This window comes from Agrobacterium sp. GW821-FHT14E08 (genome assembly GCF_058803865.1).
This window is the reverse complement of the sequence record NZ_JBXAPJ010000001.1, coordinates 1,654,888-1,676,359: the sequence shown is the minus strand read 5'-3', so window position 1 is coordinate 1,676,359 and position 21,472 is coordinate 1,654,888. Positions and strand designations below refer to the sequence as shown.

Genomic DNA, 21,472 nt, shown 5'->3' with positions numbered 1-21,472 from the left:
CCCTTTTTTATTCAACGCAGCAAAAGCGCCACGGCATACATGCCGATCGCAAAGACCGTGTGGGCAGCGAGGTTGAGGACACGAACCTTGGTGGGATTGGGCGTCTTCGATGCTGCCCAGCCGATGCCAAGGCCCGGCTGCAGCAGGAACCAGCCTGCACCGACCGTGACGATGCCGACGATCCATGGCTGGATGAAGGATGGCTCGGAAAACCAAGAGGCCGGCACGATCAGGGCGAGAACCACGCCGTAGAGAATGCCGACGGCATAGTGTGAAATCCAGCCAAGTGCCAGTTCGTGTTCGTAGGGTGCGGCCGCGGCGATGCTGTCGTGAAATATCGTGCCCTTTGGCACATGCCAGAACCAGCGGCCGACCGGCGCCCAGTTCGGGGCGGACTGACCGAAAAACCGGTGCAGCACGATCGCCCATATATCCATAAACACGGTGCCGCCAATGCCCATGGCAATGCCGCGCCAAATCAGTTCCAGCATGGATCCCTCCGCAAATCATGATCGATCAAGCTCTATCGGATCGTGCCGGTGGCGGGAACAGGCTATTGGCGGGATGGGCAAGAAAAATGGCCGGATCGCTCCGGCCATCATATTGCGGAAAAGTGCGGAAACCTCTCTTCGTCATGCCGGACTTGATCCGGCATCCAGCCACGGCGCGTCTGCGCCGTGAGGAGAGTCTTTTGCGATCAAGGACTTGATCGTGGACCCCGGATCAAGTCCGGGGTGACGGAGTCTGTAGGTCTCGCCTGTGAGCTATTCTCACCTCAAGCAGCGCGCCCATATTCAGCCTGCCGCCGCGTTGCCGTGGCGAGCTGGAACTGCGCGAGCAGATCGTTCAGCGCCGCCGCTTCCGAGGCCAGCCCATGGCTTGCCGCCGTCTGTTCCTCGACCATGGCGGCATTCTGCTGCGTGCCCTGATCGATGGTGTTGATAGCGGTGTTGATTTCCTGAAGGCCGGTTGACTGTTCGCGCGACGACGTCACGATGGCGTCGATGTGGCGGTTGATCTCCTGCACTTCGCGGACGATGGTTTCCAGCGCCTTGCCGGCATTGCCGACGAGATCGACACCGGACTGCACCTGCGACGTCGAGGCGTTGATCAGCGTCTTGATCTCCTTGGCCGCATTGGCGGAGCGCTGGGCAAGCTCGCGCACTTCCTGGGCGACGACGGCAAAACCCTTGCCGGCCTCACCGGCGCGGGCGGCTTCCACACCGGCATTCAGCGCCAGAAGGTTGGTCTGGAAGGCGATCTCGTCGATCACGCCGATGATGTTGCTGATCTCGGAGGATGATTTTTCGATGCCTTCCATGGCGCGAACGGCGTCTTCGACGATGATGCCGGACTGTTCGGCATTGTTGCGTGCACGATCAACCAGACGACCGACTTCTTCGGCACGGCGGGCGGAATCCTTGACTGTCGTGGTGATTTCCTCAAGGGCCGCTGCCGTCTCCTCCACGGAGGCTGCCTGCTGCTCGGTGCGCCGCGCCAGATCGTCGGCGGACTGGCGGATTTCTCCCGCACCGGCATCAATCGCCCGCGCATTCTGGCCAACGGTGCTCAAGGCAACATTGAGCTTGGCGACGGAATTGTTGAAATCATCGCGCAGCCGGTCGATGCGGGTCACGAAAGGCGTGTCGATGCGGTAGTTGAGATCGCCGTTCGAAAGATGCGCCAGCCCCTTGGCGAGCGAATCGACCGCGAACTGGATGTCTGCCGCGTCTTTCGCCGCCAGCCTTTCGCGGTCGTTGCGTTCCTGTTCGGAAAGCGTGCGGTTCTGTTCGGCGTCACCTTCGAGGCGCAGACGCTCCGTGGCGTTCGATCTGAATACGGCGACCGCCGCGGCCATTGAGCCGATCTGGTCGGTGCGTTCCTGGCCGGGAATGGTGACGTTGAGATTGCCGGCCGCAAGGCCTTCCATTGCGGCGGTCATCTGCGTGACCGGGCGAACGATGAAACGGCTGAGCACGGTGGCTAGCAGGCCGATCATGATGGCGGCAGCGAGAATGGTGGCTATGGTTGCCGCCAGACGGAACTGGCCGATTGCGCTGTAGGCGACATCGGAATCGACCACGAAACCGAGATACCAGTCGACCGAAGGCAGGCCGGCGACCGGGATGAAGCTGGTGATCTTGCCCTTGCCGTCGATCTCCGTCTGCGAAATTGCCGAGGAAATCGCCGGTGTGTCGACCTTGAAGAGATCGGTAATCGGCTTGTCGACAAATTTCGGATCGGGGTGAATAAGGATCTTGCCCTCCTTGCTGACGAGGAATGCATATCCATCCGTGCCGGCATCGACCGATTTGATCATGTTGACCAGCGATTCCAGCGAGAAGTCGCTGCCGGTAACGCCGGCCAGTTTGCCGTCGATGGAAACGGGAATGGCGGCGGTGATGATGAGGCCGCCGGTCGAGGCATCGCTATAGGGTTCGGTCAGCACAGGCTTGCCGGCCTTGACGGCATCCAGATACCAGGGGCGCTTGCGCGGGTCATAACCTTCCGGCAGCGGCAATTTCGGGAAGGTCGTGAAGCTGCCGGTTTCGGCATTGCCGAAATAGGTGGACATGAATTGTGCCGTCAGAACATCGTTCTGCAGGAACTGTACCTTGGCGTCGTCATCGGAAAGCTTGGCAAGCGTTTTTGCCACCGTGTCGGTCAGCATGATGCGGCCGTTCAGCCAGTTGGCGATGCTCTGGGCGGCCTGTTTGCCGGAGGAATCAATGTTTTCCGCCACGGCTTCCGTCGTCACCCGATGCTGGAGGCTATCGATGTAGAAAGAAAAGCCTGCAAAGGCGGCGACGACAAGCGACGACGCCGCAAACAGAATGCGCGTCATGAGATTGGTTTTTTTTGGCAAGCTACACGTCCTTGGAACCAGATGCCCGTTCGGTTCATCTTGGAAAATGATGGGAAAGACATGCCTCAATGGCGGGAATATTCTGCATCATGCAGCTTATGATTTTAAAGAACTTCGCGATGTTCTAATGGGTAAAGTGAAATGGTAAAATTCGGCTAAATTTGTTTTATGTCATGCTGTTTCGGCCGATCTTGAACGGAAGTCGCACCCAGGACGGTCATTTGCGTAAATTTTGATCATTGATCCGCAAAGGTTGCGTGCAGGAGGGGAATATTTTATTCATCGACCTGCTGCCGTTGCGCAATTCGCGGGCAACGGCCAAAATTCAGGTGAATTACAATGTCTTCGTCGGTTGTTGCAGAAACCGTTCCCACCGGATCGGGGTCGTGGCTTTCGCATTTCAGGGCTACGCTTGCGCTGGGAATTCCGCTTATCGGTGCGCAGCTCGCGCAGCTTGGTATCCATACCACTGACATGGTCATCGTCGGCCAGCTGGGTGCCGAAAAGCTCGCGGCCATGGTGCTGGCCGGGCAGTTCTTCTTCGTCGTTTTCATTTTCGGCTCGGGATTTTCCGTGGCCGTGGTGCCGATGGTGGCGCAGGCCTACGGGCAGGGGGATGCGACGGCGGCCCGCCGCTCGCTGCGCATGGGCATGTGGGTGGCGATCGCCTATTGGGTGCTCGCTTTGCCGATATTCTTCAATGCCGAGCGCATCCTGATCTATCTCGGGCAGAACCCTGATGTCGCGGCGCTGACCGGCCACTATCTCGCCATCGCCAAATTCGGCCTTCTGCCGGCGCTGCTTTTCTATGTGCTGCGCGGACTTGTCAGTGCCATCGGCCGTGCGGGCATCATTCTTTATGTCACCATCATCATGTTGTTGATGAATGGCGTGCTCGCCTATGCGCTGGTATTCGGCCATTTCGGATTGCCGGCAATGGGCATGAATGGTGCTGCCGTCGTTGCCGTCATCGTCAATGCCTTCAGCTTTATCTTCATTGTCGCTTACGTGCAGACGCGTGAGGAAACGAAGAAATACGAGCTGTTCGTGCGCTTCTGGCGGCCGGACTGGCATGCGCTGTTCGAAGTGCTGCGCCTCGGCCTGCCGATCGGCATCACCATCCTTGCCGAAGTGACGCTGTTTGCCGCCGCTTCCATTCTGATGGGGCAGATCGGCACGGTGCAGCTGGCGGCGCACGGCATCGCCCTGCAGCTTGCGTCCATCGCCTTCATGATCCCGCTTGGTCTGGCGCAGGCCGCAACCGTTCGGGTGGGAATAGCGCGCGGCCAGGGCGATTTCAAAAACCTCGTTCGTGCTTCCATCATGGTCTACGCGATTGCGTGCGGCATTGCGGTTTGCGGCGGCATCCTGTTTGCGGCGGTTCCGGAATTCCTGGCGAAATGGTTCCTTGATGCGAAATTGCCGGAAGCGGCGGAAGTGCTTGCTTATGCCAGCAGCCTGGTGGTGATCGCCGGCATCTTCCAGTTGGTCGATGGCATTCAGGCGGTGACGGCAGGCTTGCTGCGGGGATTGAAGGATGCGCGCATTCCGGCGATGCTGGCGCTGATTTCCTATTGGCCGATCGGGCTGGCGCTTGCCTGGACCATGGCCTTTCCGCTCGGCTTTGGCGGGCGCGGCGTCTGGTTCGGTTTCGTGATCGGCCTTTCAACGGCGGCGGTTCTCTTGACCGTGCGTTTCGTCATTCTGGTGAAGCGTGAAATGCGAACGGCCCGCTGATAGCGGGCCGTGATGGTTCTTACATGTAATTATGGTCATCCCGGTCTCGATGGATCCTCGGGTCAAGCCCGAGGATGACGTGGAGTATGGGAACGGCATATCAGCGCTCGGCGAGCGCTGCCTCGCCTTGTCTCTCGCGCAGCAGGTTGACGAAGCGGCGGAAGAGGTAGTGGCTGTCCTGCGGGCCGGGCGATGCTTCCGGGTGGTGCTGGACGGAGAAGACCGGCTTGCCGATGATGCGCAGGCCGCAATTGGTGCCATCGAACAGCGAGATGTGGGTTTCTTCGACGCCTTCCGGCAGCGACTTGGTATCAACAGCGAAACCGTGGTTCATCGAGACGATTTCCACCTTGCCGGTGGTGAAGTCCTTGACCGGGTGGTTGGCGCCGTGATGGCCCTGGTGCATCTTTTCGGTCTTTGCGCCGACGGCGAGGCCGAGCATCTGGTGACCAAGGCAGATACCGAAGATCGGCAGCTCACTCTTGATGAGGTTCTGGATAACCGGCACGGCATATTCGCCTGTCGCGGCCGGGTCTCCCGGGCCGTTGGAGAGGAACACGCCATCCGGCTTCAGCGCCAGAATGTCTTCGGCCGAAGTCTGGGCCGGAACCACAGTTACCTTGCAATCGAGACCGGCGAAGAGGCGCAGGATGTTGCGCTTGACGCCGAAATCCACGCAGACGACGTGGTACTTCGCATCGGCTTCGCCGAGCGTGCCGTAGCCCTTGTTCCAGACCCACGGCGTTTCCGTCCAGGTGGAGGACTGACCGGAGGTTGCTTCGATGGCGAGATCGAGGCCGACGAGGCCGCTCCATGCTCTCGCTTCCGCCTTCAGCGCCTCGATGTCGAAGACGCCGTTCGGGTCATGGGCGATCACTGCGTTCGGCGCGCCGTTTTCGCGGATCCATGCCGTCAGCGCGCGCGTGTCGATGCCGCAAAGGCCGATGACGCCGCGGGCCTTCAGCCAGGCGTCCAGATGCTTGACGGCGCGGAAGTTCGACGGGTCGGTGATGTCGGCCTTGAAGATGACGCCGACGGCGCCGCGGCGGGCGGCGGGGGTCAGGTCTTCAATGTCTTCCTCGTTTGTGCCGACATTGCCGATATGCGGGAAGGTGAAGGTGACGATCTGGCCGAGATAGGAGGGATCGGTGAGGATTTCCTCGTAACCTGTCAGCGCCGTGTTGAAACAGACTTCGGCCTGTACCTTGCCGGTTGCGCCAATGCCTGTGCCCTCGATCACTGTGCCATCGGCAAGAACAAGCATTGCGGTCGGTTTGCGGGTAGTCCAGGGCGCTGTCTCGGTCATCTCGTTCCGTTTCTGCCGCTTCGCACCCCGCCTCTTGAAAGGCAGGGGGTAAGGGGCCATTTTTGTCGCAGGCTTCGTGACATAAAGGGGCGCGCGATAAACTCGCGTTCCGACCCTTCGTTAAAATCTCGTGCAGGTGCCGGAAAATAACGAAAGCTGCCCAAGCGGTCAACCGCAGGCTCAAGATTTACGCGGAATTAAACCTTCGTACATTCAAGGGCTTATGCATTTGATTTGCTTGAGCGGGTTTGCTCGTTTATGTCGTTGCGAAAAATAAGGTGGAAAGTTTCCGTATGAAGAAGCTGCGGAATGCGCTTTCCCAAGGAGAAAAAGAAATGCTGCGCGATGTATTCGCAAATACTTTGAAAGAGGCGCTGAAGGCTCGTGACGCCCGGCGTACATCGACCGTGCGCCTCATCCAGACGGCCATCAAGGATCGTGATATCGCCAATCGCGGCGTGGGCAAGGACCCTGTCAGCGATGAAGATATCATGCAGATTCTGACGAAGATGGTAAAGCAGCGGGAAGAATCCGCCGCCATCTATGACGGTGCCAGCCGCCCTGAGCTTGCCGCGCAGGAGCGTGAGGAAATCGTCATCATCAAGGAATTCATGCCGGAGGAAATCCCGGCCGAGAAGGTGCGCGAATTGTGCCAGGCCGTCATCGCCGAGACCGGCGCCTCCGGCCTGCGCGATATGGGCAAGTGCATGAATGCGCTGAAGGAGCGCTATCCCGGCCAGATCGACTTTGCGAAGGCTTCAGGCGTCGTCAAGGATTTGCTGAAGTAGGTTTCTTCCGGGTTGGAAAAAGTAAAGGCAGGGTAGCCATGGCTACCCTGCCTTTTTTCTGCCGACGAATGCGCATTCCGGCGGATCAAAATGCGGTCCTTCACAGGCTTTTTTCGGGGGACGTGCCTGTGGGCGTCGGCAGATTTATGCGGAGATCAAGTGCTGCCTTCAGGTATGTTTTTACATTGCCGCAGCGGGCGGCTCAAATTACAAAAACATAATTTTTGGTGATGGTGCACTGCCACAAATTTGCCGGAAGCAGGCGCAATGGCGATTTGCTGCCTTCAGCCCTGCCGCTTTTTCTGTTCATGCACATAATGGCGCAGGACCGCATTCATGCGTGTCTGATAGCCTTTGCCGGTGGACTTGAAGAAGTCCACCACATCCTGATCAACGCGGATGGAAATGGATTGTTTGGCTGTGGGAAAAACGACTTCAGCCTTCGACCAGTCGATATCGTCGAAGCCTGCCCAGTCCGGATCGTCGCGTGTGGCGCGTTCGATATCCTCGTCGGTCATGGCATCGACACGCGCCCAGTCGGTTCGATCTTCGCCCTTGGCGATCTTTTCCCGGATCTCATCCAGAGAATATCTGACGATACGTTCTTCGCTCATTTTTCCTCGTCGCCCGCGCTGATATGATCCGGCAGATATCTCCCCGCATCGTATAGATGATTGCGATCAGATCGTCTGTTTCCGGGCATATCGCCAGAATGCGACTCTCTCCGTTTTGATCGGAGCGACTTTCCAGATGCGGTTGCGAAAGCGCTCTTGCCGCCCTCGGAAAGTCGATACCGTGCTTCTGAATGTTACTCAGCCGCTTGTTTTCATCCCATTCAAAGGAAATGAAATCTCTCGTCACAATGTCCATGAGCCGCCTGAAACCGATTCCAGTTCAAAGGCACTCATGTACGGCTCGCGTATATTCGTCTGTATATACATTAATGTCAACGCCGCCTGTGAATAGTGGGTATTCTTTACCTATCCATTTTGTATTGCGGCCGTTCTGCGCTTATATGAAAGACTGGCCTCAAACGGGTAACCCATGCGCTTTTCCAATTCTTTTCTCGATGAGATACGCGACCGCGTGCACATCTCCGATGTGATTGGCCGACGTGTGTCCTGGGACAAGAAGAAGACGAATACGTCACGCGGTGATTATTGGGCCTGCTGCCCGTTCCACGGCGAGAAAAGTCCCAGTTTCCATTGTGAGGACCGCAAGGGGCGCTATCATTGCTTTGGCTGCGGTGTTTCCGGCGATCATTTCCGGTTTCTGACCGAACTCGAAGGACTGAGTTTTCCAGAGGCTGTGCAGCAGGTCGCCGACATGGCCGGCATCGCGATGCCGCAGCCCGATCCGCAGGCGGAAAAGCGTGAGCGTGAGCGCACCTCGCTTCAGGACGTCATGGAAATGGCGACGCTGTTCTTTCAGGACCAGCTGCAGACGGCGCTTGGCGCGCGGGCGCGGGCCTATCTGCGTGATCGTGGGTTGACCGGGCGCACCATCGAGACCTTCCGGCTCGGTTTTGCGCCTGATAGCCGCAATGCGCTCAAGGAGCACCTGGCAGGCAAGGGCGTGTCGCGGGAACAGATGGAAGCCTGCGGGCTGGTGGTGCATGAAAATGTGCCCGTCTCCTACGACCGCTTTCGCGACCGCATCATGTTCCCGATCCTGTCGTCACGCGAAAAGGTGATCGCCTTTGGCGGCCGCGCCATGGCGGCGGATGCGGTGGCGAAATATCTGAATTCCAACGAGACCGAGCTTTTTCACAAGGGCAATGTTCTCTACAATTTCGCCCGTGCCCGGCGTGCCTCGCAGGCGGCCGGCGGCGCTGTCATTGCCGTTGAAGGCTATATGGATGTCATCGCGCTCTATCAGGCGGGCGTTGAAAATGCCGTTGCGCCGCTCGGCACGGCGCTGACGGAAAGCCAGCTCGACCTCCTCTGGAAGATGTCGCCACAGCCGATCCTCTGCTTTGATGGCGATGGCGCCGGCATTCGCGCCGCCAACCGCGCGGCGGATCTGGCTCTGCCGCATATCAAGCCGGACCGTTCGGTGAGCTTCGCGCTTCTGCCTGACGGCAAGGACCCGGACGATCTCGTGCGGCTGGAGGGGCGCGCGCCGTTTGACCGGGTGCTTTCGGAAGCAAAGCCGCTCGCCGCGATGATCTGGAGCCGGGAGACCGCCGGCGTCACCTTTGATACGCCGGAAAAGCGCGCCCAGCTTGAAAGCCGCCTGCGACAGATCGTTGCCGTCATCGGTGACGAGGCGGTGCGGCGTTTTTACCAGCAGGATATGCGCGACAGGTTGAACGGCTTCTTCCAGCCGCGTTTTCAGCAGGGCGGTAACTTCCGTCGCGATGGCGGACAGGGAGCCGGGCGGGGCTTCCAGCGCAATGCGTCGGAGCGGGGTGGGGCGATGTCGGCGCCTCCAGGCAACAATTATGAGCGACTGGCGCGTTCCGGTCTTGTTAAAGGCTATTTGACCACCCCTTCGCTCAGGGAGAGTGTGCTTGCTATTACCATCGTCAATCATCCCGAATTGTTGCTCGAAGAATATGATGAGATCGCTGCCATTGACTACCAAAACCGCGATTTACAGCGGCTTTGGTCCTCAGTGCTGACTTATGCTGCAGAATGTGCGGCAGATATATCGCGGAAAGGCCTTTTAGAGCGTCTGTCTCAGCACGGTTTCGAGGCTCTCTTGAAGGCAATGGATCAGCAGGTGCGCAATGCTCGGCTCTGGACTGCCACGGAGCAGGCTGCCATGGAGGACGCTCGCGAAGGATATGTACAGGCCCTTTCGCTTCATAAAAGAACAAAATCATTGCTCCAGCAGAAGCGTGAACTCGAGCGTGAACTTGAAAGAGAGATTATAGAAGGAAAAGGGGACGGCACACTTCTGGTGCGGGCGCTGGCCGAAGTTCAGCTTGAAATCGGCCGCATGGAAAATCAGGAGGCGATTATCGACGGTTTCGGGGTCATGTCCGGGCGGGTGAAGGGGCCTGCCTTCGGCCATGGGTAGGGGCGGCCGGGAATAATTGAAAGGCGTGTGGGGTTGCCTTTTGCGGCAGGCGTCCTAAATAGGGGGTAGTCTGGTGATAACCCGCAAAATGCGGCCTTTTTTACGAATTTCCGTGGCTGTCTCGCCCCTAAAGGCTTGACGCGACGGGAAATAGCGGGAATCACCATTTCAGGAAAAGTAAGGTGGAATGAGCCTTGGCGGATAGAAATTGCATGAGCAAGCATTTCCGGGTGCACTGTCTTTGCATTCTGCCTGAGGCTGCCGTGGTTAATCGGCAATTAAAGATCACTCCGTTAGGTGTCTGACAGTGATTCGCGGCAATGCGCCGGATGCTCAAGGGGCGGACGGCGATGCGGCGGAACAGGTGTTAGCGTCAGGGAAAGCGACGAGATAGATGGCAACCAAAGTCAAAGAAAACGAAGAAGCAGAAAACGAACGCGACGGTGCGACGGACGGTCCGCTTCTCGATCTTTCGGATGACGCGGTCAAGAAAATGATCAAGGCCGCCAAGAAGCGCGGCTATGTGACGATGGACGAACTGAATTCTGTCCTGCCGTCCGAAGAGGTGACTTCCGAGCAGATCGAAGACACGATGGCGATGCTGTCCGATATGGGCATCAACGTGATCGAGGACGAGGATGCCGAAGAGGCGACCGCGAGCGACGACGACAGCGATTCCGACAGCGACGATTCCGAAGGCGGTGAACTGGCCCCTTCCGGCGGCACCGCACTTGCGACCGCAAAGAAGAAAGAGCCGACAGACCGTACCGATGACCCGGTGCGCATGTATCTGCGCGAAATGGGTTCCGTCGAGCTTCTGTCGCGCGAGGGCGAAATCGCCATCGCCAAGCGCATCGAGGCCGGCCGCGAAACGATGATTTCGGGCCTGTGCGAAAGCCCGCTGACATTCCAGGCGCTGATCATCTGGCGCGACGAACTCAACGAAGGCACGACGCTGCTGCGCGAGATCATCGATCTCGAAACCACCTATTCCGGCCCGGAAGCCAAGGCTGCCCCGCAGTTCCAGAGCCCGGAAAAGATCGAGGCGGACCGCAAGGCTGCCGAAGAGAAGGAAAAGACCCGCAAGCTGCGCGCTCCGACCGGCGACGAGGACGTGACTGACGTGGGCGGCGATGGCCTGCCGCCGGAAGAGGAAGAAGAGGACGACGACGAGTCCAATCTTTCGCTTGCCGCGATGGAAGCCGAACTGCGTCCGCAGGTCATGGAAACGCTCGACACCATCGCTGACACCTACAAGAAGCTGCGCAAGCTTCAGGACCAGCAGGTTGAGGCACGTCTTGCCTGCACCGGTACCCTGTCTTCCGGTCAGGAGCGTCGTTACAAGGAACTGAAGGATCAGCTGATCACGGCCGTCAAGTCGCTGTCGCTGAACCAGAACCGTATCGACAGCCTCGTCGAGCAGCTCTACGACATTTCCAAGCGTCTGATGCAGAACGAAGGCCGTTTGCTGCGCCTTGCCGAATCCTATGGCGTCAAGCGTGACAGCTTCCTTGAGCAGTATCACGGTGCGGAACTCGATCCGAACTGGATGAAGTCGATTGCCAATCTGGCCGCGCGCGGCTGGAAGGAATTCGCCCGCGAGGAAAGCAACACGATCCGCGAAATCCGTCAGGAAATCCAGAATCTCTCCACGGAAACCGGCATTTCCATCGCCGAATTCCGCCGCATCGTTTCGATGGTGCAGAAGGGCGAGCGCGAAGCGCGTATCGCCAAGAAGGAGATGGTCGAGGCCAACCTGCGTCTGGTGATCTCGATTGCGAAGAAATACACCAACCGTGGTCTTCAATTCCTCGATCTCATTCAGGAAGGCAATATTGGCCTGATGAAGGCGGTCGACAAGTTCGAATACCGCCGTGGTTACAAGTTCTCGACCTATGCGACCTGGTGGATCAGGCAGGCGATCACCCGTTCGATCGCCGACCAGGCCCGCACGATCCGTATTCCGGTGCATATGATCGAAACGATCAACAAGATCGTTCGCACCTCGCGCCAGATGCTGCACGAGATCGGCCGTGAGCCGACCCCGGAAGAGCTGGCCGAAAAGCTGGCCATGCCGCTTGAAAAGGTGCGCAAGGTTCTGAAGATCGCCAAGGAGCCGATCTCGCTCGAAACCCCCGTGGGTGACGAAGAGGATTCGCATCTCGGCGACTTCATCGAAGACAAGAATGCGCTTCTGCCGATCGACGCCGCCATTCAGGCGAACCTGCGCGAAACGACGACGCGCGTATTGGCCTCGCTGACGCCGCGTGAAGAACGTGTTCTGCGCATGCGCTTCGGCATCGGCATGAACACTGACCATACGCTGGAAGAAGTCGGCCAGCAGTTCTCGGTTACCCGTGAACGTATCCGTCAGATCGAGGCGAAGGCGCTGCGCAAGCTGAAGCATCCGAGCCGCTCCAGAAAGCTGCGCAGCTTCCTCGACAGCTAAGCTGTTTGTTTCCTTTAAAATTGAACCCGGTCAGTTTGCGCTGGCCGGGTTTTTTGTTTCCCACACTGGCGAACTCTGCGACAAGCCTTATGTGTGAAAACAGGTATTCCGCTTTTATTGGAAATCCTCCGGTTCGATTTGGTTCGATGAGATGCAACAGGTTTCGGCAGGCAGATGGCGTGGGAAAGGATGGGCTGTGCCCGTCTCCGTGCTGCTGCATCTTGCCGTTGTTGCGATCTTCCTCTTTGAACTGCCCGAACGGATAGCCGAACCGCAGGAGCCGGAAAGCATCAGCGTCGATCTGGTGCCGCCGCCGGAGGAGAAGAAGACGGAGGAGGGCAAGCCCCCTGCAGCGGAAGAGGCGAAAGAGGAAAAGCCGCAACCTCCACCGCCGCCGCCTCCGGCAGAGGAAACAAAGCCTTCACCACCTTTGCAGGCGACGCTACCCGCTATCGCCATGCGGCCTGAGGAGACACAGGCGGACCCTGAAGACAAGCCGGGCAAGGTGGAGGAGGCGGAGAAAACAGAGCCTTCTGAGCAACCCGAAAGCCAACCCGAAAAAACCGCGGAAGACAAACCCGCGCCTTCTGCCGCAAATAGCGACCTTCAGGCTTCCGCGGAGCAGGGGGAGATTGCGGTCTCGCCCGTAAAGGAAGAGAAAGAGCCGGATCAGGCGCCTGTGCCGCAGGTGAAGCCAGCTGAAGACAAACCTGCCGAAGTGGTGGACGAGAAACCCGCGAAACTTCCAGCCGCTAAAAATCTGTTGTCTTCAACGGTTCTTTCGCCTGCCCAGCGACGCCAGATGTTCGGTGATCTGCCACCGCGTCGTCGCATTGTTCAGCTTTGCAGTACTGAAGCTCTGGCCCAAATTCAGGGGGCGGGTTTTGCCGCCAGAGGCATGATTCCCTATTCGGATACGGGAGGCAGGATTTCGGGAAATTCGATCGATGCTTCCGGTGGCGCGTTCAACACGGGCAATGGCTGGCATGATGTCTCGTTCCAGTGTGAGGTCGATCTGGAAAACTATGCGGTGACGGCGTTCCGGTTTAAAATCGGCAACGCAATATCGCCCGAAGACGCGAAAAAGCGGGGTTTCACGAGATTTCAGTGAGGGTGGGTTTGGCTGAGCCTCATCATCCGCACACCGTCACCCCGGACTAGATCCGGGGTCCAACGCGATCAAGTCTTTGATCGCAAAAGACTCGTTTCTCACGGCGCAGACGCGCCGTAGCTGGATGCCGGATCAAGTCTGGCATGACGGGGAGAGGTAGCGCACCCTGCCTGCAAACCCAAGGGCTTGTCACACCCGCTCCGTATCGCCCACCAGCAACCCAATCCCCGCCATCAGCGCATCCTCATCATAAGGCTTCCTGATAACCGGCACATTGCCGAATTCATCCGGCACCATGCTGCCATCGGCATAACCGGTGGCGAAGAGGAAGGGGACGCCGCGACGGTGAAGCTCCCGGGCGACGGGGATGGAGGTGTCGGAACCGAGATTGATGTCGAGGATGGCCACATCCGGCAGGTAGCTTTTCAGCTTTTCAATGGCCATGGCCGATGAGGTTGCCGTTTCGATCATTTTGATGCCGTTGTCCTCCAGCATGTTCTCGACATCCATGGCGATCAGCATCTGGTCTTCGACAAGCAATATTTTCAAGGGTTCCTCCCGGTCGTAACGTCTGGTCTGCGGCGCGGTTTCGTCTTCGGTTTTCGCGTCGGAGGCCGTCATCATTGCTGAAACGTGGCGCGCGGGCAGGAGAATTTCCGTCTCCAGCCCGTCCGGCAGGTATCGCATCGTGCTGCGTCCACCCAAATCATAAGGAATGCTGCGGCTGATGAGCGCGGTGCCGAACCCCGCGCGCGACGGTGTCAGGAGTTTGGCGGGGAGAATTTCGCGCCACTGCATTTCGCAGTCGCCGTTCTCGTTGATTTCCCAGCGGACATGCAGTTCTCCTCCGGTCTGCGCCAGCGCCCCGTATTTGGCCGCATTCGTCGCCAGCTCATGCAGGACCAGAGCCATGACGGAGAATGCGCGCGAATCGAGTGTTACCTGCGGTCCGGTGAGCTTCACCATGGTTTCGGGCGAGCGATGCGGTGAGAGTTCGGCATCCAGAAGATCCCGCAGCGCGCCGCCGCCTTCGCCACGAATGATCTGGTCATGGGCAAAGGACAATGCCTGAATGCGGCCCTTCAGCGCGGTCACATATTCCTGCAGGGTCTTGCCCTCCTGCGATGGATTGCCGACCAGCGACTTGATGATGGCCAGAACATTCTTGACGCGGTGGTTGAGCTCCTCATTCAGCATGCGCTGGCGCACTTCCGCGCGCTCCCTTTCGCCGGCCATCAGCTCGCTGTGATGGAACGCCACTTCGACGAGCGCGATTCTCGCGGCTTCGGCTATTTCCCGATCGGCTTCCGACCACGGCTGCGCCTGCAGGCGAACGGTTTCCTTCCAGATCGCAAAACTTTTCCGCGGGGTGAGGCGGTCGCCCATAGGGCCTGTCTCATAGGATTTTTCCGGATTGCCGGCCCAGTTCAGGCTTTGCACGATCTCCTTGCGGAAAAACAGGAGATAATCGTTCGTGACCTGCGAAAGCGGAATGGCGAGCATTCCGGCTGCCGTGTCGGCATAGATTTCCGCTTCCGGTATGGCTTGCGACAGGGCATGGGTCGCCCAGACCTTGCCTTCGGACGCCGTGGCGACAAAGCGCGCCAGTCGGGGAATGGCGTCGTGCGGCGGGGTCGCGCCGTGACCATGCCAATTATTGCCGACCCAAAGCCCGACGCCATCACAGGGCATGAGATCGGAAAAATCCTGGAAACTGTCTATCAGCAGTTCCTCTATGTTGGCGTGATGGGCGGCAAGTCGCAGGAAACGGTCGAGAGCGGCATGGGCCTGGTTAACCGTATCGAGCCGTCGTTTCTGTTTCAGCACCTGCAAATGCATGGAGAAAAACTCTCCGAACATTTCGGCGGCGATCCTGACCGGCATCGTCAGAACGCGCGGTGAATAATGGTGGCAGGCGATGAGGCCCCAGAGCGCGCCATCGACAATCACCGAAATCGACATAGAGGCGCCAACGCCCATGTTGCGCAGATATTCGCAATGGATGGGCGAGACGCTGCGCAGATGTGCAAAGGACAGATCGAGCGGTTCACCGGAGGCATCGAGGGCCGGCAGCACCGGCACCCGTGCCCCGCTGGCGTCCGAGATGATGCGCAGCGTATTCTTGAGATAGAGCGCGCGTGCCTGCTGCGGAATGTCGCTGGCGGGAAAATATTGTCCGAGAAAGCTTTCCAGTTCCGGCTGCTTTGCCTCTGAGACGACCTTGCCGGAACCATCCTCCTCGAAGCGGTAGATCATCACCCGGTCGTAACCCAAAGTCGCCTTTATCAGCCGGGTCGTCCGTGAAATCAGGCTCTCGACACTGTCGGCCTCGCGAATGCGGTCCACCATCTTGCGTGCCGTGCCGAGCGGCTGCGTCTCGCTGCGGGATGGTTCGAATTCGATGATCGTGGTGGATTTGTAGCGGTGGAGAGAAATATCGAAGCTGCGGCCGTCACGCATTTCCATGTTGGGCAACATGGCGGGACGCGTGGTTCTGCCGGTTACGGTGAGCGCGTTGCGAAGATCGTGAACGAGGTCCTTGCCGAGAACCTCTTCGGCGGTCCTGCCGTTTATATTGCCTTCGAAGCCCAAAAGATCGAGACAGTTTTCCGAATGCCGCACGATCATGCGCAAGGCGTTATCACAAGCGATCAGACAGCCATGCGGCTGGATATAGCCTGGAATATGGATGGGTTCGCGGTCGCAATTCGTCAGGTCGACATGATAGTCACTGGGCGCCATGAAACAGTCTTTCGCACCCTGTGCCTGTCTTGCGATGCAAGTCTTTTCTCTGTGGGGGGATGGGCGAGCCTGAATAGTTCATTATGATAGTGTCAACCCTTCCCCGTTTCTTGCAACCGTGACGCCGGTATTCCGTTCTGCTCTATAGGTCGCAATCATCTGTTTGTCGTATTCCTAATCGTCATCGCACGCAATTTGACATGTTGTAACGGTCGCAGGGACGATTTTGTTCCAGCTTATCTGAAGGAAAAAATGTGCCGCAGAAGAAAATGACCATCGCCACGCAAGGGCAGGGCCTCTACGAATTCACAGCCGAAGCCAGTCGTTTCGTGAGAGACGCCGGTGTGGATGAAGGCCTGCTTACCGTCTTCGTGCGCCACACGTCGTGCTCCCTGCTTATTCAGGAAAATGCCGATCCGGATGTGAGGCGCGATCTCACGATGTTCTTTTCCCGCCTCGTGCCGCCATCGGATGATCCCTCCATGCGCTGGGTGATCCATACGCTCGAAGGTCCCGACGATATGCCCGCCCATATCAAATCGGCGCTGACGACGGTTTCCATCGGCGTGCCGATCAGCGAGGGCAGGCTCACACTCGGCACCTGGCAGGGCATTTATCTTTTCGAGCACCGTGACCAGCCGCATCGTCGTGAAATCGTGCTGCATATCTCCGCCTGATTTCCCGTTAACATCCATGAACCTATGCTGAATATGCGGTTCGGTCCGCGTTCAGGCGGGCGGGTCTAGGGTCTCGTCAATCGCCGGGGGACGTTCCCTGCCGGCGCAGAACAAACGGAGTGAGTTCATGTTCAGCACCTTTGCAAAAGCCGGCCTGGCTGCCCTCATCGCGCTTGGTGGCGTTTCCGTCACTGCTCCCGCCGCTTCCGCCGGCTCGGATGTTCAGTTCAGAGTTCAGGTTCAGGATGGATATGGCCATGACAGAGGTCGCGGTCCCGGCTGGGGTCGCCCGGATCGCCCGCGTTTCGGTTGCTCGCCGCGGTTTGCGGAAGAAAAAGCCAGCCGCATGGGCCTGCGCCGCGCGCGCGTCGTTGATGTATCGCCGCGCCGTGTTGTGGTTGCAGGTTTCGACCGTCACGGCCGCGACCGCATCGTTTTCGCCAATGAGCGCGGCTGCCCGGTAATCCGCCGCTAAAACGGCCGATATTGATCCGCCGAAATCCCCCGCCCTTCTGGCGGATCAAAAAAATGCCCCTCGCTCGTCCGGAAAGACAGGCGAGGGGCGTTTCTTTTTGTGCATTGCCCCCGGGCAACTTTACGCCACCTTGGCGGCAGATGGCGGGCGACGGGCAATGCCGCCGCCCGCTGCGACTTATTCGCCGAGCGCGAAGGTGACGCTGACGACCACGCTGTAGCTGTTTTCGCCCGAAGCGATCGGCACGCTGTCGGCTTCCTTCGCCATCGCGGCGCGCATCATGCCCTGCGGCACGGGCATCGGGCGCTGCATGTTCTCGCTGATCTGGATGACGCGGCCAAGCTTCACGCCTGCTGCTTCTGTCAGCGTTTTCGCCTTGGCCAGCGCGTCGGCCACGGCCTGCTTGCGGGCCTCGGTGACGGTCGCTTCCGGCTTGTCATTGGTGAAGCTGATATCGCCGCCCTGGTTGATGCCGAGCTTGACGGATGTATCGAGGATCGCGCCGAGCTTCTTCAGGTCGCGCACGCGCACGGTCAGGCCGTTGGAAACCTGATAGCCGGTGATCTCGGGCGCGACATAGACACCGTCCTTGGGCTCATAATGCTTGTAAAGCGGCTGCACGGAGAAATTGCTGGTCTGCAGGTCCCGATCTTCGATGGCCGCTTCTTTCAGCGCCTTCAGAACATCGGCAAGCGCCTTGGAATTTTCAGTCAGAGCCGCAGCCGCCGTTTCCGCCTGCTTGACGACGCTGAAGGACAGGATCGCCATATCCGGAGCGATGGCCGCCTGGCCTTCACCGGTAACGCTGATGGTGGCTTCGCGCGGGGTGGCGTCCTGCGCAAGCACCTGACCGGAGAGCGGTATCATCGCCGCTGCGGCCAAAGCTGTGAGTGCGAAAAGGCGGGCCTGTTTTGTCTTCATGGTGTTTCCTCGTTGATTGTGTCCCTTTAGAGGGTATTGCCTTAGATTGTGTAGCTAATACGGCAGCACCCACCCGCGATAGCATCAATGGCTTGTCGGGCTCAAAAAATTACGTTAGAGCGTGACCCACCGGATTCGAACCATTGCGAAGCCGGTGTTTCGGACCACCTTGTTCCGATAAGGGCCTGTAGCTCAATGGTTAGAGCCGGCGGCTCATAACCGCTTGGTTGGGAGTTCGAGTCTCTCCGGGCCCACCATTTTTCCTGATGTTTCGAATCGATCAGCGATATTCCGTACAACGAATCGATACCTCGTCGATCATCGCCTTCTTCGAGACATTTGCTCATCCAACAAAAAATCCGACCAGCCTTTCGACTGATCGGATCATCATGTGCGAATTTTCAGCGATGCGATCAGTTACAGACCCGCATGCTTTCGGTGTGCCAGCCGCCGTCATAGGAATTGGGAACGCGGCGGTCTTCGAACCAGCAGCGCGGGCGGGGCGGCGGTGGCGGTTCGTAGTAGCGGGGGCCGTTATTGCTGTTGGCGATGGCGCCGCCGATCAGGCCGCCGATGACGCCTGCGGCGAGGCCGCCGGCAATCGCTGCGCCATCATTGTGGCGGCGGTGTTCGCGGTAGGGCGGCGGGGGTGGGCCGCCACGGTCGTAACCACGGTCATAGCGAGGACGATAGGGATAGTCCTGCGCGGCGGCGGTGCCGTAGGAAGCGAAGACGCTGCCGGTGGCGACCAGGGCGGCAATGGTGGAAAGAATTATCTTTTTCATCGAGGGCTACTCCATAAGCCTGCCTTGGGAGATAGAGGCTCATTATGCCCGCATGATGGCACGGGTCTGCTGAACGGTTTGTGAATGTCCTGTTGTTGAGGGGTTCATGTTTTTCGCCTCGCTAAAAATCGACAGGCAAAACCGGTGCAGCCTTTTGGCAATAAAAAAGCCCGGCGAATGGCCGGGCTTTTGAAGGGGAGGCTGGTCGCGCAGGATCAGAATTTTACACCGAGGCCAACCTTGACGGTGTGCTGGTCAAGATCGGTATTGATGCCGAAAATGTCCTTGTCGCCATAGTCGTTAAAGCGATACTCCAGCCTGCCGAACACATTGTCGGTAAAGGCGTAGTCGATACCCGCACCTATGGTATAGCCGTTAAATGTGGTGCTGTCCTTGCCGGCGCCGGGCGTTTCGATGAAACCGCGTGTGGCGGTCCAGCCGGCGGTTCCATAAAGCAGGGCGCGGTCGAAGGCGTAACCGACGCGGCCGCGCACGGAGCCCTGCCAGTCAGTGCCGATCTGCACGCCCGCATAGTCATTGTCGTTCCAGTTATAATCGACATCGCCCTCGATGCCGAGGACGACATTATTGTCGAACTGGTAATTGTAACCGGCAAAGGCGCCAAGAATGCCGCCGTCGAAACTATCCGATGCGACCGGACCGCCCGCCGAAAAATCGCCATTCGCCCAGCCCGCGCCGCCTTGAATACCAAGATAGGGACCAGACCAGGTGAAGACCGGCAGGGTTTCCTGCGCGACCGGAGGCGCCGGCGTTTCGTAGACGGCATCCGCGGCCATTGCGGTGCTGGCCGAAAGGGCCAGGAGTGACGTTACGATCAGCGTTTTCATTGTTTTCTCCCTGAGCTGACTGACCTTCTTAGCATATATTAGGTTCATTTAATATGGGTCGCTGCCCGCCGGTTCCAAGAGGTGCTGCGCACTCCTGCATTGCCGGCTTCCGGGCCGCCGGTTGCGGTGTCTTTTACCGCCCCGTCATGCTGTTCTGATGCGGCGAACGTCCTTGATGGCTTTTGGTTCCCTTTGCCGCACGGTTGAGTGCCCGGTGCCGGGGTCTTCAGGTGTCACGCTTGGTTGTCTTGACAGAGGGGGGCACGACCATAGAGTTGTGCATGTCTGCCGCGATGCGGGTGCTTCGGCTTTGCGCTGGCACCACACTCAAAACGGCATTTGCGGGCAGACGCGCAAGGGAGGGCAGGAGCGCATGAGGGTTTGTTTTTACCGGGGAGAGACGATGTGATCGTCGGAGCCGTTCTCAGTGCCATTCTTCTTCTGACCCTCATCGCCTTTCCGCGGCATCTCAAACCCGTCGTCATCTGCCTGCTGCTGATCTGGGCGACCACAGCCGCCCTTGTCATCTATGACTGGTGGCGCGGTAGCCAGAGGCTCGACCATATTGTTGCGACAGCGAGCTTAGACGCGGCCTGCCCGGATACGGCGTTGCCCATTCGCGTCAGCTTCCGCAATGACAATAATGTCGCCGTGCAGCGCCTGACCTATACGCTTGAGGGCTTCGAGCCTGCCTTCCGCGCCTCCGTCGCTTTCGATCCCTATCAGGTGAGCGAAAGGCGGATCGAGGCTGGCGAAACATTCGCCGCATGCCGTGCATTCCGGCTGCGCAACAATGAGAGGGTAGAGCCGCAACGGCTGGAATGGCGTGTCACCGTCATTTCCGCCGAGTTCGACTGAGCAGGTCCACGCCGCTTGCGGCTATCACGGTATTTTGAGAATTTCCGCGCCGTTGCGCGACCGTCTGAAAAGCCCTGCTACGCAAGGGGTAGCCGCCATTGAGGTGTTTCCTGCGGGCCGCGCCCATATGGCAGTGGCGGATGCCCGACTTGTTTTCGCCCGTTTGCGATGCCATCTGCCAACCCGTCCGAAGACTATCGCGGGTTGACGTTTTGCGTATTGTTCTGAAGTTTTTGAAAATCACGGCCATCGGCCTTGTCGCGCTGCCGGTTCTGGCGGGCGCCCATATGGGCATCGGTCAGCTGACCGGAAATTTTCATGAGGTTATACCAGGTGAACTTTATCGTTCAGCCCAGCCGAGCGGTAAGGACATCACGGCCTACGCCAAGGCTTACGGCATCAAGACGATCATCAACCTGCGCGATGAAAAGCGCGAAGGCTGGTATGACGCCGAAAGCCAGGCGGCAAAAAACAACGGCATCCGGCTTGTCGATTATCCGCTGAGCTCAAGCGAAAAGGTCTCGGTGGAAGATTCGGAAACGCTGGCGGCGGTGCTGCGCAATGCGGAAAAACCGATCCTGATCCATTGTGAACATGGCGCCAACCGCACGGGGCTTGCCTCCGCGATCTATGTGGCGGCCGTGGCTGGCAAGAGCGAGGCGGCGGCGGAGTTTCAGCTTTCACCCTATTACGGGCATGTGCCGATCCCCGGTATCGGGCGGTATGAAATGTACCAGTCCTGGGATGATTATGAGGAAACCATCGGCTTTTGAGGATTGCTTTATACGCAGCGTCATCCTCGGCCCTGTGCCGAGGATCTAACCACGTTGTGTCCAGCGGATAGGTAGCAGATGCTCGGGACAAGCCCGAGCATGACGGCAGAGG

General features: G+C 58.7%; 18 protein-coding genes and 1 tRNA gene. 10 read left to right on the top strand and 9 right to left on the bottom strand.

What is annotated here, in order from left to right:
* Positions 1-11 precede the first annotated feature (11 nt).
* Entirely contained in the window at positions 12-491 is a 480-nt protein-coding gene (locus AC1ROR_RS08320) for a DUF2938 domain-containing protein (protein ID WP_498589105.1), read from the bottom strand.
* Positions 492-775: 284 nt separating this feature from the next.
* Positions 776-2,866 carry a methyl-accepting chemotaxis protein McpU gene (gene mcpU / locus AC1ROR_RS08315; protein ID WP_498589104.1) on the bottom strand — a complete coding sequence of 697 codons (2,091 nt, stop codon included), beginning with the start codon at positions 2,864-2,866 and terminating at the stop codon, positions 776-778.
* A gap of 339 nt (positions 2,867-3,205) precedes the next feature.
* Between mcpU and AC1ROR_RS08310 the strand changes: the two genes are divergently transcribed.
* Positions 3,206-4,603, top strand: coding sequence for an MATE family efflux transporter (locus AC1ROR_RS08310; protein ID WP_080835315.1), 1,398 nt, complete (start codon positions 3,206-3,208; stop codon positions 4,601-4,603).
* Positions 4,604-4,703: 100 nt separating this feature from the next.
* Here the strand turns inward: AC1ROR_RS08310 and carA are convergent, their stop codons facing one another.
* Positions 4,704-5,909, bottom strand: coding sequence for a glutamine-hydrolyzing carbamoyl-phosphate synthase small subunit (gene carA, locus AC1ROR_RS08305; protein ID WP_498589103.1), 1,206 nt, complete (start codon positions 5,907-5,909; stop codon positions 4,704-4,706).
* 335 nt (positions 5,910-6,244) lie between these two features.
* Here carA and AC1ROR_RS08300 point away from each other — a divergent pair, with 335 nt between their 5' ends.
* The gene (locus AC1ROR_RS08300) at positions 6,245-6,697 is read left to right on the top strand and encodes a GatB/YqeY domain-containing protein (RefSeq protein ID WP_035220719.1); all 453 of its coding nucleotides are present in this window, start codon (positions 6,245-6,247) and stop codon (positions 6,695-6,697) included.
* Positions 6,698-6,981: 284 nt separating this feature from the next.
* Here AC1ROR_RS08300 and AC1ROR_RS08295 read toward each other — a convergent pair whose 3' ends face one another.
* Both AC1ROR_RS08295 and AC1ROR_RS08290 read right to left on the bottom strand, forming a co-directional pair.
* The gene (locus AC1ROR_RS08295; protein ID WP_080835309.1) at positions 6,982-7,311 is read right to left on the bottom strand and encodes a BrnA antitoxin family protein; all 330 of its coding nucleotides are present in this window, start codon (positions 7,309-7,311) and stop codon (positions 6,982-6,984) included.
* Positions 7,274-7,567, bottom strand: a complete 294-nt coding sequence (locus AC1ROR_RS08290) for a BrnT family toxin (RefSeq protein ID WP_080835306.1) — start codon at positions 7,565-7,567, stop codon at positions 7,274-7,276. Before AC1ROR_RS08290 ends, AC1ROR_RS08295 begins: the two co-directional genes overlap by 38 nt.
* A gap of 174 nt (positions 7,568-7,741) precedes the next feature.
* Here AC1ROR_RS08290 and dnaG point away from each other — a divergent pair, with 174 nt between their 5' ends.
* From dnaG to AC1ROR_RS08275, 3 genes are all read left to right on the top strand, one after another.
* On the top strand, positions 7,742-9,721 hold the full coding sequence (gene dnaG, locus AC1ROR_RS08285) for a DNA primase (protein ID WP_080835303.1): 1,980 nt from the start codon (positions 7,742-7,744) through the stop codon (positions 9,719-9,721).
* Positions 9,722-10,115: 394 nt separating this feature from the next.
* Positions 10,116-12,170, top strand: coding sequence for an RNA polymerase sigma factor RpoD (rpoD, locus tag AC1ROR_RS08280; protein WP_035220298.1), 2,055 nt, complete (start codon positions 10,116-10,118; stop codon positions 12,168-12,170).
* Between the two features lie 196 nt (positions 12,171-12,366).
* Positions 12,367-13,281, top strand: a complete 915-nt coding sequence (locus AC1ROR_RS08275; protein ID WP_498589102.1) for a DUF930 domain-containing protein — start codon at positions 12,367-12,369, stop codon at positions 13,279-13,281.
* Between the two features lie 189 nt (positions 13,282-13,470).
* On the opposite strand, the gene AC1ROR_RS08270 is transcribed toward AC1ROR_RS08275, so the two are convergent.
* Entirely contained in the window at positions 13,471-16,023 is a 2,553-nt protein-coding gene (locus AC1ROR_RS08270) for an HWE histidine kinase domain-containing protein (RefSeq protein WP_498589101.1), read from the bottom strand.
* Between the two features lie 254 nt (positions 16,024-16,277).
* Between AC1ROR_RS08270 and AC1ROR_RS08265 the strand changes: the two genes are divergently transcribed.
* On the top strand, positions 16,278-16,700 hold the full coding sequence (locus AC1ROR_RS08265; RefSeq protein ID WP_498589100.1) for a secondary thiamine-phosphate synthase enzyme YjbQ: 423 nt from the start codon (positions 16,278-16,280) through the stop codon (positions 16,698-16,700).
* A gap of 127 nt (positions 16,701-16,827) precedes the next feature.
* A complete protein-coding gene (locus AC1ROR_RS08260) occupies positions 16,828-17,175 on the top strand; it encodes a hypothetical protein (protein WP_080835289.1) in 348 nt (115 codons plus the stop codon).
* Positions 17,176-17,352: 177 nt separating this feature from the next.
* On the opposite strand, the gene AC1ROR_RS08255 is transcribed toward AC1ROR_RS08260, so the two are convergent.
* Complete coding sequence (locus AC1ROR_RS08255; RefSeq protein WP_498589099.1) at positions 17,353-18,096, bottom strand: SIMPL domain-containing protein; 744 nt, start codon at positions 18,094-18,096, stop codon at positions 17,353-17,355.
* Between the two features lie 181 nt (positions 18,097-18,277).
* Between AC1ROR_RS08255 and AC1ROR_RS08250 the strand changes: the two genes are divergently transcribed.
* Positions 18,278-18,353 (top strand) — tRNA-Ile (locus tag AC1ROR_RS08250).
* A 156-nt stretch (positions 18,354-18,509) separates the two neighbouring features.
* On the opposite strand, the gene AC1ROR_RS08245 is transcribed toward AC1ROR_RS08250, so the two are convergent.
* Together AC1ROR_RS08245 and AC1ROR_RS08240 are read right to left on the bottom strand one after the other, a co-directional pair.
* The gene (locus AC1ROR_RS08245; RefSeq protein WP_080835283.1) at positions 18,510-18,881 is read right to left on the bottom strand and encodes a hypothetical protein; all 372 of its coding nucleotides are present in this window, start codon (positions 18,879-18,881) and stop codon (positions 18,510-18,512) included.
* A 215-nt stretch (positions 18,882-19,096) separates the two neighbouring features.
* The gene (locus tag AC1ROR_RS08240) at positions 19,097-19,729 is read right to left on the bottom strand and encodes an outer membrane protein (RefSeq protein ID WP_498589098.1); all 633 of its coding nucleotides are present in this window, start codon (positions 19,727-19,729) and stop codon (positions 19,097-19,099) included.
* A gap of 405 nt (positions 19,730-20,134) precedes the next feature.
* Between AC1ROR_RS08240 and AC1ROR_RS08235 the strand changes: the two genes are divergently transcribed.
* Together AC1ROR_RS08235 and AC1ROR_RS08230 are read left to right on the top strand one after the other, a co-directional pair.
* Complete coding sequence (locus AC1ROR_RS08235; RefSeq protein ID WP_498589097.1) at positions 20,135-20,587, top strand: hypothetical protein; 453 nt, start codon at positions 20,135-20,137, stop codon at positions 20,585-20,587.
* A gap of 212 nt (positions 20,588-20,799) precedes the next feature.
* Positions 20,800-21,360, top strand: coding sequence for a dual specificity protein phosphatase family protein (locus tag AC1ROR_RS08230; protein WP_035220354.1), 561 nt, complete (start codon positions 20,800-20,802; stop codon positions 21,358-21,360).
* The last annotated feature ends 112 nt before the right edge of the window (positions 21,361-21,472 follow it).